The 13,637-nt window shown below is 52.6% G+C and carries 18 protein-coding genes; 5 read left to right on the top strand and 13 right to left on the bottom strand.

Annotated features, from left to right (window positions below; all coding sequences use genetic code 11):
• Positions 1 to 124: 124 nt before the first annotated feature.
• Positions 125 to 757 carry a bactofilin family protein gene (locus tag BQ7364_RS04880; protein ID WP_072683680.1) on the top strand — a complete coding sequence of 211 codons (633 nt, stop codon included), beginning with the start codon at positions 125 to 127 and terminating at the stop codon, positions 755 to 757.
• 176 nt (positions 758 to 933) lie between these two features.
• On the opposite strand, the gene BQ7364_RS04885 is transcribed toward BQ7364_RS04880, so the two are convergent.
• From BQ7364_RS04885 to BQ7364_RS04915, 7 genes are all read right to left on the bottom strand, one after another.
• Entirely contained in the window at positions 934 to 1,977 is a 1,044-nt protein-coding gene (locus BQ7364_RS04885) for an Rpn family recombination-promoting nuclease/putative transposase (protein WP_072683681.1), read from the bottom strand.
• 281 nt (positions 1,978 to 2,258) lie between these two features.
• Positions 2,259 to 3,458 (bottom strand): MalY/PatB family protein, encoded by a 1,200-nt coding sequence (locus BQ7364_RS04890; RefSeq protein ID WP_308560273.1) that lies wholly within the window; start codon positions 3,456 to 3,458, stop codon positions 2,259 to 2,261.
• A 50-nt stretch (positions 3,459 to 3,508) separates the two neighbouring features.
• The gene (locus tag BQ7364_RS04895; protein ID WP_072683683.1) at positions 3,509 to 4,687 is read right to left on the bottom strand and encodes an NAD(P)-dependent malic enzyme; all 1,179 of its coding nucleotides are present in this window, start codon (positions 4,685 to 4,687) and stop codon (positions 3,509 to 3,511) included.
• A 4-nt stretch (positions 4,688 to 4,691) separates the two neighbouring features.
• Complete coding sequence (locus BQ7364_RS04900) at positions 4,692 to 6,155, bottom strand: aspartate ammonia-lyase (RefSeq protein ID WP_072683684.1); 1,464 nt, start codon at positions 6,153 to 6,155, stop codon at positions 4,692 to 4,694.
• A complete protein-coding gene (locus BQ7364_RS04905) occupies positions 6,152 to 6,595 on the bottom strand; it encodes a 2-thiouracil desulfurase family protein (protein ID WP_072683685.1) in 444 nt (147 codons plus the stop codon). Before BQ7364_RS04905 ends, BQ7364_RS04900 begins: the two co-directional genes overlap by 4 nt.
• The gene (locus BQ7364_RS04910; RefSeq protein ID WP_006060099.1) at positions 6,592 to 7,125 is read right to left on the bottom strand and encodes a Fe-S-containing hydro-lyase; all 534 of its coding nucleotides are present in this window, start codon (positions 7,123 to 7,125) and stop codon (positions 6,592 to 6,594) included. The genes BQ7364_RS04905 and BQ7364_RS04910 overlap by 4 nt, the downstream gene beginning before the upstream one ends.
• Positions 7,125 to 7,970, bottom strand: coding sequence for a fumarate hydratase (locus BQ7364_RS04915; RefSeq protein WP_072683686.1), 846 nt, complete (start codon positions 7,968 to 7,970; stop codon positions 7,125 to 7,127). Before BQ7364_RS04915 ends, BQ7364_RS04910 begins: the two co-directional genes overlap by 1 nt.
• 201 nt (positions 7,971 to 8,171) lie before the next feature.
• Here BQ7364_RS04915 and BQ7364_RS04920 point away from each other — a divergent pair, with 201 nt between their 5' ends.
• Positions 8,172 to 8,675, top strand: a complete 504-nt coding sequence (locus tag BQ7364_RS04920; protein WP_072683687.1) for a flavin reductase family protein — start codon at positions 8,172 to 8,174, stop codon at positions 8,673 to 8,675.
• Positions 8,676 to 8,678: 3 nt separating this feature from the next.
• On the opposite strand, the gene BQ7364_RS18330 is transcribed toward BQ7364_RS04920, so the two are convergent.
• Genes BQ7364_RS18330 through BQ7364_RS04945 form a run of 6 tightly spaced genes read right to left on the bottom strand, consistent with a single transcriptional unit; the run spans position 8,679 to position 11,665 of the window.
• Positions 8,679 to 8,873, bottom strand: a complete 195-nt coding sequence (locus BQ7364_RS18330) for a hypothetical protein (protein ID WP_139248562.1) — start codon at positions 8,871 to 8,873, stop codon at positions 8,679 to 8,681.
• Positions 8,874 to 8,912: 39 nt separating this feature from the next.
• Positions 8,913 to 9,434: a putative immunity protein gene (locus BQ7364_RS04925; protein WP_072683688.1), complete on the bottom strand. Its 522-nt coding sequence runs from the start codon at positions 9,432 to 9,434 to the stop codon at positions 8,913 to 8,915.
• Between the two features lie 20 nt (positions 9,435 to 9,454).
• Complete coding sequence (locus tag BQ7364_RS04930) at positions 9,455 to 9,868, bottom strand: peptide deformylase (RefSeq protein WP_072683959.1); 414 nt, start codon at positions 9,866 to 9,868, stop codon at positions 9,455 to 9,457.
• 8 nt (positions 9,869 to 9,876) lie between these two features.
• On the bottom strand, positions 9,877 to 10,461 hold the full coding sequence (locus tag BQ7364_RS04935) for a DUF3795 domain-containing protein (RefSeq protein WP_072683689.1): 585 nt from the start codon (positions 10,459 to 10,461) through the stop codon (positions 9,877 to 9,879).
• Between the two features lie 18 nt (positions 10,462 to 10,479).
• Positions 10,480 to 10,779, bottom strand: coding sequence for an MGMT family protein (locus BQ7364_RS04940; protein WP_072683690.1), 300 nt, complete (start codon positions 10,777 to 10,779; stop codon positions 10,480 to 10,482).
• Entirely contained in the window at positions 10,763 to 11,665 is a 903-nt protein-coding gene (locus BQ7364_RS04945; RefSeq protein WP_072683691.1) for a LysR substrate-binding domain-containing protein, read from the bottom strand. The genes BQ7364_RS04940 and BQ7364_RS04945 overlap by 17 nt, the downstream gene beginning before the upstream one ends.
• Before the next feature lie 139 nt (positions 11,666 to 11,804).
• On the opposite strand from BQ7364_RS04945, the gene BQ7364_RS04950 reads away from it, so the two are divergent.
• The 3 genes from BQ7364_RS04950 (at position 11,805) to BQ7364_RS04960 (ending at position 13,577) form a co-directional block, all read left to right on the top strand.
• Positions 11,805 to 12,371, top strand: a complete 567-nt coding sequence (locus BQ7364_RS04950; RefSeq protein ID WP_072683692.1) for a chromate transporter — start codon at positions 11,805 to 11,807, stop codon at positions 12,369 to 12,371.
• Positions 12,368 to 12,925, top strand: coding sequence for a chromate transporter (locus BQ7364_RS04955; protein ID WP_072683693.1), 558 nt, complete (start codon positions 12,368 to 12,370; stop codon positions 12,923 to 12,925). Before BQ7364_RS04950 ends, BQ7364_RS04955 begins: the two co-directional genes overlap by 4 nt.
• 118 nt (positions 12,926 to 13,043) lie before the next feature.
• Positions 13,044 to 13,577: a hypothetical protein gene (locus BQ7364_RS04960; RefSeq protein WP_072683694.1), complete on the top strand. Its 534-nt coding sequence runs from the start codon at positions 13,044 to 13,046 to the stop codon at positions 13,575 to 13,577.
• Positions 13,578 to 13,637 lie beyond the last annotated feature (60 nt).

Raw genomic sequence — 13,637 nt, forward strand, 5'->3', positions numbered from 1 at the left:
CCGGTATAACCGTAATCGAACCGCAAATTCAGGGCGTAAATAAATCGTAAGATTTTTTCCAGCTTTCAAGAATTGACTTTCGCGTTAAAACTGGAATAATGAATAACAGAAACAGGAGGGCTATATGTTTAGAAATCGCAAAAAACAAGAAGAACTGGATGATGAACCAGCATTCTTTGAAAACGTTGCAGCTCCTGCAACGGAAATGATACCCCAGCCAAAACAGGAGGAAGTGGAAAAAATGGAAAATAAGCAGACGATCAGCGCGGAGGAATCCGTATTAACCGAAGACGTAACGATCAACGGTGATCTGGAATGCGATTGCAGCCTGACGATTCTCGGTACCGTTAACGGCAGTGTGCATTGTGGCAAGGATCTGTTAGTGAAAGGCCAGATTAATGGCGATGTAACTGCGATGAATCTGGAATTGCGCAACGGTCAGATCGAAGGCAATGTGGTTTGCACGAATTCGTTAACCATGGATCGGGAGTGCAGCATCCGCGGCAATGTTAGCGCCGGGGAATGTCTGACCGACGGTCAGATCTATGGTAATCTGATGATTGCGGAAGACCTGCATGTTCAGAAAAACGCCTGGATTGAAGGCGATATCACAGCGAAACAGTTCAGTGTGCTGCAAGGTGCGCATCTGGAAAGCAAGATCGTCATGATCGAGCAGGCTGCTGCGGAAGAAACTGCCGAAGAAAAGGAAATCGAAGAAGTTTTCCAAACGGCGGACGAGGAAGAAGCATCTAATTAACCTAAAGGCACGCTTCGGCGTGCCTTTTCCTTAGCTTTTTTAATTTTAAAGATTTTGAAACTGGAAAATAGTTTAACGGTATTGAAAGAAGGTGGAATACCACTGAGAGATTCTTCATATTCTACCGGTATTTTACTCCTCTTCTCTCACTTCATTACAGCATCAAAAAAAGAAATTCATGCGTAATTTTTTATCTTCTCCGCAATCTGTTCCGCAGTCAATTCAGGATAGTTTTCATGACAGGAAAATATCTGTCGGATTACAGTTTCATCTTCATCTAAAATCTCCGCAATTTCTGAAATGGGCTTGCCTTTTTTCATATTTTTCAGCACCAGTTTAATGACTTTGCATAATTCGCCTCGTTCCAAACCTCGTTCCATGCCCTGTTCCAGCCATTCCCGCTGACGATCCGCTCTTTCCAGTTCCGCCATGATCGCCTTCGTTTCTCTGAAATAAGCTTCAAAGTCCATCGTCATCTCACTCATCTTCCTGACCACCTTTCTGAGATTCTCATCTTGATTACAAATCTGCTCGATCCATTCCCGCTTTTCCGGTTTCGCCAGGTTTCCATACAAGATTGCCCACCGTTCCAGTCCGCTCAGTTTCCAAACCGGCTTCGCCGTCAGATAATCGGTTCTTCCTGTCTCCATAATACTCAAATGAGTTATTTGTGTCAAGGGGATCTGCATTGTTCTTAAACTCATTTCCGTCTCATCCGTCACAATCCCGGATCGGGGGAAAAACGGATAATCCGCGATCAGGATCAGCCACGCCGCTTTCATCTGTCCATATTCCTTCCCCCGCAGCTTCTGTCCCGCTAAAAGCCGGGCCAGGTAATACTGCATCCGCTTCATGATCGTTTTAAAATCGCCATGCCGCTGCGATTCGATCACAAAGAAGATTTCGTCATTGATGATCCCATGGATATCGTAACGGATGGCTTTCTGGTCCGCGTGATCTACACGGGCTTCCTGCGCCTCAACGGTCAGCGAACGAATCGTGCAGTAATTCCATTGCGACAAAAAACAAGTCAGCGCTTCGGTATCTTCAGGATTGCCCAAGACAGACTTCAGGATCCAGTCGGTGAGAATGGACGACTTCGATACGGACGGCTGTATTCCGATATTTTGATCTCCCTTTTCTTCGGTACGCCATCTCGTTGGTCTGTACCCCGCTTTGTCTTCATGAATCTGGTTGGCTTCAACGATCATTTCTTTCATCTCCCATCACTTCTAATATTGCGGTTTTTTTGAAAAAGCCCCGCTCATTTCGATGAAATTTGATAAATATTAACAAATTTTGAAGAAAGTAATGAAACTATTTTCAATAGTTACTCCTTGAAGGTAATCTCCTGCCCTCCCTCCAGCAGGAAAACAAAAAAGCGGCTCCAACGATGTCCGCTCTGCCTCCTTGAAGCGAGAGGCCGGTTTCATTCGATAAAGCCACTTTTTTACGATTATCTAATATTACGGTGAAATGCTATCCGATCAGGAAAATCCGCTTATGCGGCGGCGGAGTCCTTTTCGTAAGCCTGCGCCATCCGGGCCAGACTCTCTTCCAACAAAGACGTCGGACAAGCCAGGTTGATCCGCTCGAAGCCGCTGCCTTCCTCACCGAACAAATACCCTTCGTCCAAGAACAACAGCGCTTTCTTTGTCATGAATTCTTCCTGTTCGTTTTGATCCGCGAAATAAGCCCGCAGATCCACCCATAACAGATATGTTCCTTCCAGCGGAGATACAATCGCCTTCGGGAAATGGCTGGCGAAGAATTCGACAGCCGTTTTACGGTTGGTTTCCAACAACCCCAGCAGCTCATCCAGCCAGCCCTCGCAATGACGATATGCCAGTGTCGCCGCTTCATAGGCCATGATGTTCAGATGACCGTTGATATAACTGCTCATCGTGGCCTTGTAGGCTGCGCGCAGCTCAGCGTTGGGAATCACGATATTCGAGCACTGCATCCCCGCCAGATTGAACGTCTTCGAGACCGACGTGCAGACGATCATGCGGTCGCTCAATTCCGGCGACAACGAAGCGAAGACGGTATGCTCGTAACCTGGCAGAATCAGATCGAAATGAATCTCATCGGAAACGATCAGAACGTCGTGTTTCAGACACAGTTCGCCGACCCGCGTCAGTTCCGCCTTCGTCCAGACGCGGCCGATCGGATTATGCGGACTGCAGAAGATCAACATTTTCACTTCCGGATCGGCCAGCTTGGCTTCCAGATCGTCAAAATTGATCGAATATACGCCTTCCTGATTGATCAGACTGCTGGTCACCGGCGTGCAGCCGCAGGCTTCAATCGTCTTTTTAAACGGATAGTAGACCGGTGTGAGGATCGCAATCTTTTCACCCGGTTTTACAAACGCGCGGACGGCGACGTTGATGGCCGTGACGACGCCCGGAAGCAGAACCAGCCACTCTTTTTCGATTGTCCAATGATGGCGGCGCTGCATCCAGTTCACCGTTTCCGTGTAGTAATCTTCACCGGCGTCGGTATAGCCTAAGATCCGGTGATCGAGAAACTGTTTCAGACCTTCAATGATCTCCGGCGGATTCATTAATTCCATATCCGCGACGGATAACGGAACGATTCCCTCCGGCACTTCCGGGTTTTGCTTACGCATCCCTTTCCACTTGCTGGAATTCTGGGACTGTCGGTTGATTCGAGTTGTGAAATCATAGCTCATACTCATTACCCCCACTTTCTGACTTCAGCTTACAACCAGGACTTGAAACACAGAACTTATTTCCGGATATAACCGCTCTTGATGCAGGCTTCTCTGACCGCTTTGGAAACAGCCGGGACAACGCGGGAATCAAACGGCGATGGAATGATGTATTCTTCCGTCAGTTCCTCCGCCGGAATCAGATCGGCGATCGCCTGAGCGGCCGCAATCTTGACGTCCTCGGTAATCTGGGTCGCTTTCGCATCCAATGCCCCGCGGAAAATGCTCGGGAAGGCTAACAGGTTGTTGACCTGATTCGGGAAATCGGAACGGCCGGTCGCGGCGATCAGCGCTCCGCCCTTTTTCGCTTCATAGTAATCAATTTCCGGTGTCGGGTTCGCTAAAGCGACGATGAAGCAATCTTTGTTCATCGTGGCGATGTCTTCCTTCGTCAACAGGTTGCCCTTGGAAACGCCGATGAACACATCCGCGCCGACTAACGCCGCCTTTAAGTCCGCCGGACTTTCGCCATGCAGATTGGTGTATTCGAGCAGCTCCTGCTTCAGCGGGTTGTAGCTGTCCTTTTTATCCGGATGCAATACGCCCTTGGAATCAAACGCCAGAATGTTCTTGAAACCGTAGTTGTACATCATCTTGATAATCGAGCTGCCGGCCGCGCCGACGCCGTTGACGATGACCTTCATGTCTTCCGGCTTTCTGCCTGTTAACCGCAGACCGTTGATCAGTGCCGCCAGAACGACGATCGCCGTACCATGCTGATCATCATGGAAAACCGGGATGTTCAGTTCTTCAATCAAACGCCGTTCGATCTCCACGCAGCGCGGAGCGCTGATGTCTTCCAGATTGATCGCGCCCAGGCCCGGGGAAATCAGCTTGCAGACCTTGATGATGTCTTCCGGATCCTTGGAATCCACGCAGATTGGGAACGCGTCCAGCCCGGCGAAGCGGTGCATCAATAACGCCTTACCTTCCATGACCGGCAGACCGGCGACCGCGCCGATATCGCCTAAGCCCAGCACCGCAGTACCGTCGGTGACAACCGCAACAGTGTTGCCCTTGCCGGTATAGCGGTAGGCATTTTCCGGATCTTTGTTGATTTCCAGACACGGCTGAGCGACGCCCGGCGTGTAGGCCAGCGTCAGATCTTCCGGTGTTTCGCAGGGAACCTTCGGTTCGATGGATAATTTGCCATGGTGCAGTTCGTGCAGTTTCAGTGCGTCTTCATAAACAGTCATTGTGTTATCCCTCCACTTTTTCTTTCTTCTTATTTTTGGCTAAACGTTTCTTGCCCGGAATGCCCGGCTTGGTCATTTCCTGAACGTCCATGATGATTTCCAGGTCATGCTCGGTAATCAATCCGCTTTCCAGCAGCACCTCGCGCAGCGTGCGGTTTTCGATCAGCGCCTGCTTGGCGATCCGGCTGGCATTGGCGTAGCCGATATGCGGGGCAAAGGCCGTGATCGGGGAAACCGAGCGTTCAACGAAGAACAGGCAGTTTTCCTTATTCGCCTTAATGCCGTCGATCGCGTTCAGACGCAGCGTATGGCAGGCGTTAGCCATAATCTCAATCGACTCGAACAGATTCTTAAACAGCACCGGTTCGAAGACGTTCAGCTCCAGCTGTCCGGCTTCCGCCGCCTTGGCGATCGTCACGTCGTTGCCGATGACGTTGAAGCAAGCCTGGTTGCAGACCTCGGCGATGACCGGATTGACCTTGCCCGGCATGATCGAGCTGCCCGGCTGCCGGTCCGGCAGCTTGATTTCCGCTAAGCCGGCTTTCGGCCCGGAGGCCATCATTCGCAAATCGTTGCACATCTTGGACAGATTGACTGCCAGCACCTTCAGCGCGCCGGAGGCAAACGCCAGCGTATCGCAGTTGCGGGTGCCGTCGACCAGATCCTTGGCGGAGCTGAGCGTGATGCCGCTGATTTCTGAAAGCACAGGCACGATCATCTTCTTGTATTTTTCATCGGCATTCAAGCCTGTGCCGACAGCCGTCGCGCCCATATTGACGGCCTTCAGATCATTGAAGGCGACACGGATTCGCTTGATATCGCGGCCGACCATCGTCGCATAGGCATGAAATTCCTGACCTAAACGAATCGGAACGGCGTCCTGCAGGTGTGTCCGGCCCATCTTGATCACGCCGTCGAATTCCTTCGCTTTTTTAAGCAGGGAATGCTGCAGCTCGGTCAATTCGTTTAACAGCACCTCGACCAAAGCCAGCGCCGTCAGACGGCCGGCGGTCGGGAAGACGTCGTTGGTCGACTGACCGAAGTTGATATGATCGTTCGGATGGATATAATCATAGACGCCGATCTCGCGGCCGGCCAGCTGCGCGGCCCGGTTGGCGATGACTTCGTTGGCGTTCATGTTGAACGACGTGCCCGCCCCGCCCTGGATACAGTCGGTGATAAACCACTGATCCAGCTTGCCAGCGATGACCTCGTCGCACGCCTCGGTGATATACTTCAGACGTTCATCATCCAGAAATCCGCACTGGTTGTTGCAGTAGGCGCTGGCTTTTTTGACCTTGCCGATCGAGCGGATCATCTGCGTATGCATCCGCCGGCCGGTGATCTGGAAATTGGTCATGGCCCGCTGTGTCTGCGCGCCGTAGAGGGCCTCTTTCGGGACTTCGATTTCGCCCAGTGAATCATGTTCCCACCGGAACTGTTCCGGGGTTTGTTCTGTTGCGTTCATGCTTTTTGTGAATTCTCCTTTTCTTCTTGCCACTCATCTTCCGTGAACACCCGGACGCCGTTTTGGATCAACAGCTCGGTTGTCAAACCGTGGCCTTCCCTCAGCGTGCGGGTGAAACTTCCATCATAAATCAAACCTTTGCCGCAGGAGGGACTTTTGGCTTTCAGCACCGCCAGCGTGATATGATGTTTCTGAATCAGCGCCAGCGCGGCTTCGGCGCCCTTGCGGTACTCGGCAGTGCAGTCCTTACCGGACTGCGTGCAGATCTGGCAGCCCTGGCGTTCGCACGGATCGCGCGGGATGCCCAGTCCGCCCAGCACTTCCGGACAGATCGCCACGGCTTCCCCGCGTTCAACCATTTCCTTCAGCGCTTGCACGGTATTGGCCTTGCCGTCATAGCGGCAGGCCCTCCCCGCCAGACAGGCGCTGACGGCGATCATTCAAAATCCTCAGCGTACAGATCGTTTCCCTGACTGTCGAAGCAGACGAAGACCGGGAAATCCTCGACCTCCAGCCGCCGGATCGCTTCGCTTTGTAAATCCTCAAACGCGATCGTTTCGGCTTTTTTCACGCGCAGGCCCAACAACGCGCCGGCTCCCCCAACCGCGGCGAAATAGACCGCCTGATTGCGGATAATCGCCTGCTTGACCGCATCGCTGCGCTTGCCCTTGCCGATCATACCGGCCAGGCCCAGATCCAGCAGCTGTGGGGTATAGACGTCCATGCGCGTCGCCGTGGTCGGGCCGGCGCTGCCAAAGGTCATCCCCGGAGGCGTCTGGGTCGGACCAACATAATAAATAATCTGATCCTTCAGATCAAACGGCAGCGGTGCTCCGGCGTCCAGCAGCTCCTTCATCCGTTTGTGCGCCGCATCCCGCGCCGTATAGATCACGCCGCTTAACAGCACCTGTTCCCCTGCGCGCAGGGACCGGCGGTCTTCCATCGTTAACGGCAGTTGAATTTTCTTCATTACAGCACCACCTTTTTATGCCGGGTTACATGGCAGTTGATGTTGACCGCCACCGGCATGCCCGCGATGTGCGTCGGAAACCATTCGATGTTGACCTTCAGCGCCGTCGTGCGGCCCTTCAGCCCCATCGGTCCGATGTTGAGCTGATTGATCTGTTCAAGGCATTCACGTTCCAGCTGGCGGTATTGTTCGTTCTCATTCTCACTGTCCAAAGGCCGGACTAATGCCCGCTTAGCCAGGTAGGCGGCATAATCCATCGTCCCGCCGACACCGACGCCGACGACCATCGGCGGACAGGCGTTCGGGCCGGCCAGCTTGACGGTTTCCAGGATGAAATCCCGGACGCCTTCGACGCCTTCGGCCGGCTTGCACATTTTGATGCGCGAGCAGTTCTCCGAGCCGAAGCCCTTCGCCGCACATTCGATCACGACCTGATCGCCTTCCACAATCTCCGTGTAGATCACCGCCGGAGTGTTGGTCAGCGTATTTTTCCGCTCAAACACCGGATCGCTGACCACGGAATTGCGCAGGTAGCTTCCCTGATAGGCTTCTTCTACGCCCTTGTTGACCGCGTCCTTTATCGATCCCCCGGTAAAGTGAACATCCTGGCCGATCGTCAGCCACACGACCGCCATCCCGGTATCCTGGCAGATCGGCAGCCGCTTCGTCCTGGCCAGCTCAGCGTTTTCCATTAACAGCGCCAGCGCCTGTTTGGCCCTGGGTTTGTCTTCCTTTTCGGCATAGGTGACCAGTTTCGCCATCACGTCGTCAGGATATTCAAAGGCGATGCCGCTGCAGCAGTCCCTTACGATTTCCTGTATTTCTTTGACTTCAATTTCTCGCATACTCCTAAGCCCTTTCTGTTTGTTATTGTAACACAAACAAATCGGGGAATGAACTGCTTAATCCGCGCATTCCAGGATGTTCCTTGACAAGATATAAATTCTTTCATCAAGGAACGCAGCACATTTGAAACCACTTTCAGAAACATCGTTTCACTGCCATTTTCAATGATTCGGGAATACAATAGAAATTGAGGTGAAAGCATGAAAAAAATTGAGATTGAAAAACTGGATCGGAATCTGATTTCCCTGATCCATAACGACTGGGCCGTGCTGACGGTTCAGGACGAGGGCAAGGTCAACGGCATGACCGTCAACTGGGTTCAGATGGGCTGGCTGTGGAACAAAGCGGTGGTCACCGTGTACGTTCGGCCGCAGCGTCACACCTACCCGCTGATCGAACGGGAAAACAGCTTCTCGCTGGCGTTCTTCGACAACGATCAACGGGAAAAGCTGGCGTATCTGGGCAAAGCCAGCGGCAAAGATGAGGATAAGCTGGCGCATGTCGGCTATACGACAACTCTGCTCGACGGAGCGCCGTGCATTGATCAGGCGCGTCTGGTGCTGGTTCTGAAGAAGCTGGCGACGATGGAAGTCAGCGACGCTGAGTTTATCGACAAAGCCGTGGAAGACGCAAGTTATCCAAACCGTGATTACCACAAGGCTTATACGTGTGAAATTGTCGCCGCTTATCTAAACGAGGCATAATTTTCAAACAATTCGCAAACGGATTTGATTTTCTTGTACTGTTTCCTTGTGCAGTGTCCTTGTGCAGTGTTCTTGTGCAGTGTCCATAAAAAAAGCTGTGGTCGCTCCGGCTGATTCCTGCCTGATTGATGACCACAGCTTTTTATCTTCTTTCTCAAAGTATGCAGGCGCGCATCTTTTTGCGATGCTGCTTTCCATGTCGATTTTTTTAAATTATAAGGATTGCGCAGATTCAGCCTAACAATGCCACTGAATTTTTGCCGGACAGGGTTCGTCCTTGACGGATTGAGCTGAAAGCGAAGCATACGCATCCTGCCAGATTTGACGGGTCAGCTCCTCCATTTCAGACGCAGGCAAATCCAGTCCCTGATCATAGACAAGGGCCGCGGCCGCATAGAACAGAAACCCCAGCGCATTGGTCGGCGTGGTCAGTGTGCCGCAGGCCGCAGCGATCGCGCGGGCAGCGGCCTGGGTGATCGGATCTGGGGTTTCCCGGGCGATCTGGCCGGCTTCCTGAATCCACGGTTTTCCTGTCTTTCCCGGCTGATTTTGCTGCACAACCATTTGACACGCCTGAATCAGCGCAGTCAGCCGGTTATCCCCGCCGGCTTTTTTCTGATAGATCGGCAAGATCCTGCTTTCAACATACCCAAGAGACCAGCGCGCCAGTGTGGTTTCACTCTGAGTTTCGATCAGCCGCATCATTGCGATGCATTCCGGCGAATTGACATCGCCCAACATTTTTCGTAATTTTGCCATTTTCCTTATTTCCTTCTGATTTAAATCAAAATGCCTTCGCAATGATCCAATTCGTGCTGAATCACCTGCGCGGTAAAACCGCTGAATGTCCGTTGCTTGATTCGGCCCTGTTCATCCTGATAGCGCAGCTGCAGCTTTTCAAAGCGCTGCGCCCGGCGCGTGCCTGACAGTGATAAACAGCCTTCCTCAGCCGTATATTTTCTCCCTTCGACCTTAATGACCTGCGGATTGATCAGCACCAGCGGCTGATCCGCAACAAAAACCGCGATTATCCGGACGGACTGACCGATCATGTTGGCGGCCATTCCGGCGCAGTGATCCGCATGCGCCCTCAGCGTGTCCTTCAGATCTGCCGCAACGGCCAGATCCATGTCCGTTGCCTCCCGGCTGGGGCGGCTGAGCAGAATCGGATCCGTTACTATTTCTCGAATCATGAAATAAATCACCCTTTCTTTTCAACGTTTGTTTTCTCCTGAACCGGTTTCTTCAAATTTCGTTTCAGGAGAATATCATGGCGCTGCGCCGCTGCCTGCAGCTGATTTACCGCCGCGGCAGCTTTTTCCTTTACTGGCATCGCCGGATCCAGCGTCCGCAATCTTGTCATGACCGTTTCCAGCTCCGCCAAAGGAAGCAGCGTCACGGCCCGACAATAAAAGCTTTTGCGGCGGCCTTCGTTATAATCTTCCAGCAATTCCGCCAGGATTGCCAGTTTCTGTTCCATCTGTGCTTCAAAAGCGGCAGGCCCGATCCTTTTCAACTGATCCAGATCCTTCAGCCGGTGATGGCAGGTCACAAACGAAACGGTATCCTCAATGGCGGACATCAGCTTGCAGGGATAGTGTTCACATTGGCTGCAATATTCAATCCCGCCTTGTTCTGCGGCGCATTTCAAAAGCTTGCAGCGGGGTCTGCCCGGCGCTCCGCAGCCGGGACAATGACCGCCCAGATACAGTGTGCAGCAGCCGCAGGCCAGACCACACAGCGAGAACTTCGGATAGGCCCGCAAGCCTTCATTTTTTATCGTCATTTTGTTTCTTCCTCTCCTTTACCGGAGCTGCCATTGATATTTTGCCATATCTACGCAGCCGTTGGGCTTAAATTCAACGCCTTCTGCTTCCAGCAGGCACCGCTGTTCATCCCATCCCGGCGCTGTCCGGCCCTGACTGTTGACCACGCGGTGACATGGATAATCGCCATAGAATTCAGAATGTGAACAAGCTTTGCCGACATGCCGGCCATGGCGGGGATATCCGGCCAGCTCGGCGATCTGGCCATAGCTGGCAACCTGGCCATAGGGTATCTCGCTGATCACCGCCAGCACCAGCGCTTCAAAATCTTCCTTCATCGCCGTTCTCCCTTTCAGTTTGCTTGATTAATTGTTTCCAGCAGCGAATCGCTTCCGATTCAAATTTATCGCGGTGATAGATCATCCAGTTCTGATTTTCCAATTCGATTCCTTCGATCTTTACTTCCGTCAGCTCGCCAGCCGCCAGGGGTGAACGAACCATCTGCCGGGGTAATAACGCGATCCCCAAGCCGGCCAGCGCGGCTTGCTTCAGGACTTGGGAATTGACGCTTTCCCAGGCGGGTTTGACCTGGATCTGGCGCAGCCGCAGCGCACTGTCCAGACTGTCGCGGATCGCGCTGCCCGGCTCCCGCAATAACCACGCCTGATCCCCCAGCTGATCCAGCTTCAACGTTTCAAATCCGGCAGCCGGCAGGTCCGGACGGCAGACAAAGGCCAGCCGATAGCGGGAAAATGGCAGCTTCACGATGCTTTCTTCCTCACATATTCCTTCGGTAAAGCCCAGATCCACTTCATTCGCCAGCACTTTCCTGACGATTTCCTTCGCCCGATCCACCTGTACCTGCACCGGCGTCTTCGGACATTGCCGACGAAACTGCGCTATCAGAGAAGGCAGCCACATATTGGCGATCGTAATGCTCGATCCGATCCGTAATGGCGCCTGCTTTTCCAGATCAGCTGTGCTTTGTTCAAGATCTTCAATCGCTTCAAGAATGGGAACAAGCTTATGGTACAGCTGCATACCGCATCCGTTGACCCTGCAGTGACGGCCGATCCGGTCTAATAACGTGTAGCCTAACTGCTGCTCCATTTCACTCACCACATGCGAGACCGCCGGCTGACTCATATATAAGATCTGCGCTGCCCGGGTAACGCTTCCCTGCTCGACCACGGCCCGAAATACTTTCCACTGCCGGATTGTCATCCTGATCCCTCCTTTGCGGCACGCTGTCCTATTTTGCCGCTGTCTTTTTAGCATAACTAAATAGTAATGGAAAACATAGATTTTTGCAATTTTACTTCATCCTTTATTTTACAGATAATAGATCCGGAGGGTGAAACTTATGAAATCATGGAAAACCGGACTCTGGCTTTTCGCCGTCAATTTGTATATCAGTACGTTTACGTTCGGAGGCGGATACATCGTCATTCCGATGATCCGCAAGATCTTTGTGCAGCAGAAACAGCTCTTTACGGAATCCGAGCTGTTGGAGATGGCGGCGATTGCCCAATCCTCACCCGGTGCGATCGCTGTCAACCTCTCAGTTCTGGCCGGCCGGCGTACGCTGGGCATGGCCGGAGCCTGGATCAGTGCGGTGGGGGCCGTTATGCCTTCGTTTATCATCCTGGCGCTGATTTCTTCCTGTTATGATGCCTTCCGCACCCAGCCGGTCATCAATGCCTGCCTTAAAGGCATGGAAGCCGGGGTTGCGGCGCTGATCGTGCAGCTGGTCTATGAGATGAGCGCTGTGATCTTGAAGCAGAAGCAAACGCTTCACAGCTTGATTTTACCCGTCACGTTTTTCTGCGGTTTTGTCCTGGAAATTCCGGCGATGACGCTGCTTTTGTTCTGGACGGGGATCTCGCTTGTACTCAGTTTTATCAATAATCAACGGAGGAACAGGGCATGAATCTGATTCTGGACTTGTTTGTCACCTTTTTAAAAATTGGTTTGTTCAGCATCGGCGGCGGTTATGCGACCCTGCCTCTGATTCAGCAGCAGGCTGTCGTCGTTCATCCGTGGCTGACGCTGCAGGAATTCACCGACATCATCACGCTGTCGCAGATGACGCCCGGTCCGCTGGCAGTCAACACCTCGACGTTTGTCGGCATGCGTTTAGGCGGGCTGGCCGGGGCGATCGCGGCGACCGGGGGCTGCGTGCTGTGCGGAATTTTGATCAGTCTGGCGCTGCAGCGCTTTTTCAGCCGCAACGGCGATCAGAAAGCGGTATTGCATCTGCTTGAAACGTTGAAATCGGCTTCTGTGGGTCTGATCGCCGCCTCCGCCGCGACGATTGTTCTGATCGCGCTGTGCGGGGTTTCCTCATGGAAGCAGCCGCTGCAATTCAACGGGACGGCACTGATTCTATTTGCGCTGTCGCTGGCGGCGATCGTCAAAGGAAAACTGGGTCCGATTCCCGTTTTGATCCTCAGCGCGCTGGCCGGTTGTCTGTTTTATCTCTAACCTTCCTTATTGAGAAAATCTTAAGTTCCAAAAATGAACGAAATCAGGTAGAATAAAAGCGCAAGACCACAGATTAAAATCAGGGAAATTCTAAATCTGCGGGTATGGAGGAGGAACTATGAAAAAACTTGCTGCTGCTTTATTAACAATCGCTTTATTACTGACCACTGGCTGCTCCGGAGGCACCAGTAAAGAAACCGGCAACGTCATCGCCCGGCACTCCGAGGATGAAGACGGTCTTTATTACGGCAACCTTGGCGATACGATGCGCAACGAATTCTTCGACTTCATCGTTGAAGACGCCGCGCTGACCGACAGCTTCGGCGGGTATACCGCAAAAGAGGGGATGCAGCTGTTATGCATCACCGTGAAAGAAACCAACACCTTCGGCGAAGCGCTGCCGATGTTTGATCAGGATTTCATGCTGACTTGGGAATCGACGGAGGAATTGTACTATCCGTTAGTCAATCTTGACGACAAGTCGGTCATGCCGGAAGAATTTGAGCTGTCCAAAGGCAAGTCCGCGACGTACAAGCTGGTCTTTGAGGTTCCGGCGGAGGAACCGGAATTCCTGTTGATCTATCTGGAGGAATTCGACAATGATGAAACTGGCGACATGTTCGTCGTCACGCTCAACCCGAACGCTCAGTAAATCATCCAGGCTGGTTTTCTAACCGGGGCGTTCGTAATCCGACAGGAAACGGGGTGCGGC

The organism is Holdemania sp. Marseille-P2844 (assembly GCF_900120005.1).
Classification (GTDB): Bacteria; Bacillota_I; Bacilli_A; order Erysipelotrichales; family Erysipelotrichaceae; genus Holdemania.

Excerpts from the sequence above, each read along its gene's own strand:
- BQ7364_RS04880 (WP_072683680.1), top strand. The coding sequence starts at position 125 with ATGTTTAGAAATCGCAAAAAACAAGAAGAACTGGATGATGAACCAGCA.
- BQ7364_RS04885 (WP_072683681.1), bottom strand. The coding sequence starts at position 1,977 with ATGAAAGAAATGATCGTTGAAGCCAACCAGATTCATGAAGACAAAGCG.
- BQ7364_RS04890 (WP_308560273.1), bottom strand. The coding sequence starts at position 3,458 with ATGAGTATGAGCTATGATTTCACAACTCGAATCAACCGACAGTCCCAG.
- BQ7364_RS04895 (WP_072683683.1), bottom strand. The coding sequence starts at position 4,687 with ATGACTGTTTATGAAGACGCACTGAAACTGCACGAACTGCACCATGGC.
- BQ7364_RS04900 (WP_072683684.1), bottom strand. The coding sequence starts at position 6,155 with ATGAACGCAACAGAACAAACCCCGGAACAGTTCCGGTGGGAACATGAT.
- BQ7364_RS04905 (WP_072683685.1), bottom strand. The coding sequence starts at position 6,595 with ATGATCGCCGTCAGCGCCTGTCTGGCGGGGAGGGCCTGCCGCTATGAC.
- BQ7364_RS04910 (WP_006060099.1), bottom strand. The coding sequence starts at position 7,125 with ATGAAGAAAATTCAACTGCCGTTAACGATGGAAGACCGCCGGTCCCTG.
- BQ7364_RS04915 (WP_072683686.1), bottom strand. The coding sequence starts at position 7,970 with ATGCGAGAAATTGAAGTCAAAGAAATACAGGAAATCGTAAGGGACTGC.
- BQ7364_RS04920 (WP_072683687.1), top strand. The coding sequence starts at position 8,172 with ATGAAAAAAATTGAGATTGAAAAACTGGATCGGAATCTGATTTCCCTG.
- BQ7364_RS18330 (WP_139248562.1), bottom strand. The coding sequence starts at position 8,873 with ATGGAAAGCAGCATCGCAAAAAGATGCGCGCCTGCATACTTTGAGAAA.
- BQ7364_RS04925 (WP_072683688.1), bottom strand. The coding sequence starts at position 9,434 with ATGGCAAAATTACGAAAAATGTTGGGCGATGTCAATTCGCCGGAATGC.
- BQ7364_RS04930 (WP_072683959.1), bottom strand. The coding sequence starts at position 9,868 with ATGATTCGAGAAATAGTAACGGATCCGATTCTGCTCAGCCGCCCCAGC.
- BQ7364_RS04935 (WP_072683689.1), bottom strand. The coding sequence starts at position 10,461 with ATGACGATAAAAAATGAAGGCTTGCGGGCCTATCCGAAGTTCTCGCTG.
- BQ7364_RS04940 (WP_072683690.1), bottom strand. The coding sequence starts at position 10,779 with ATGAAGGAAGATTTTGAAGCGCTGGTGCTGGCGGTGATCAGCGAGATA.
- BQ7364_RS04945 (WP_072683691.1), bottom strand. The coding sequence starts at position 11,665 with ATGACAATCCGGCAGTGGAAAGTATTTCGGGCCGTGGTCGAGCAGGGA.
- BQ7364_RS04950 (WP_072683692.1), top strand. The coding sequence starts at position 11,805 with ATGAAATCATGGAAAACCGGACTCTGGCTTTTCGCCGTCAATTTGTAT.
- BQ7364_RS04955 (WP_072683693.1), top strand. The coding sequence starts at position 12,368 with ATGAATCTGATTCTGGACTTGTTTGTCACCTTTTTAAAAATTGGTTTG.
- BQ7364_RS04960 (WP_072683694.1), top strand. The coding sequence starts at position 13,044 with ATGAAAAAACTTGCTGCTGCTTTATTAACAATCGCTTTATTACTGACC.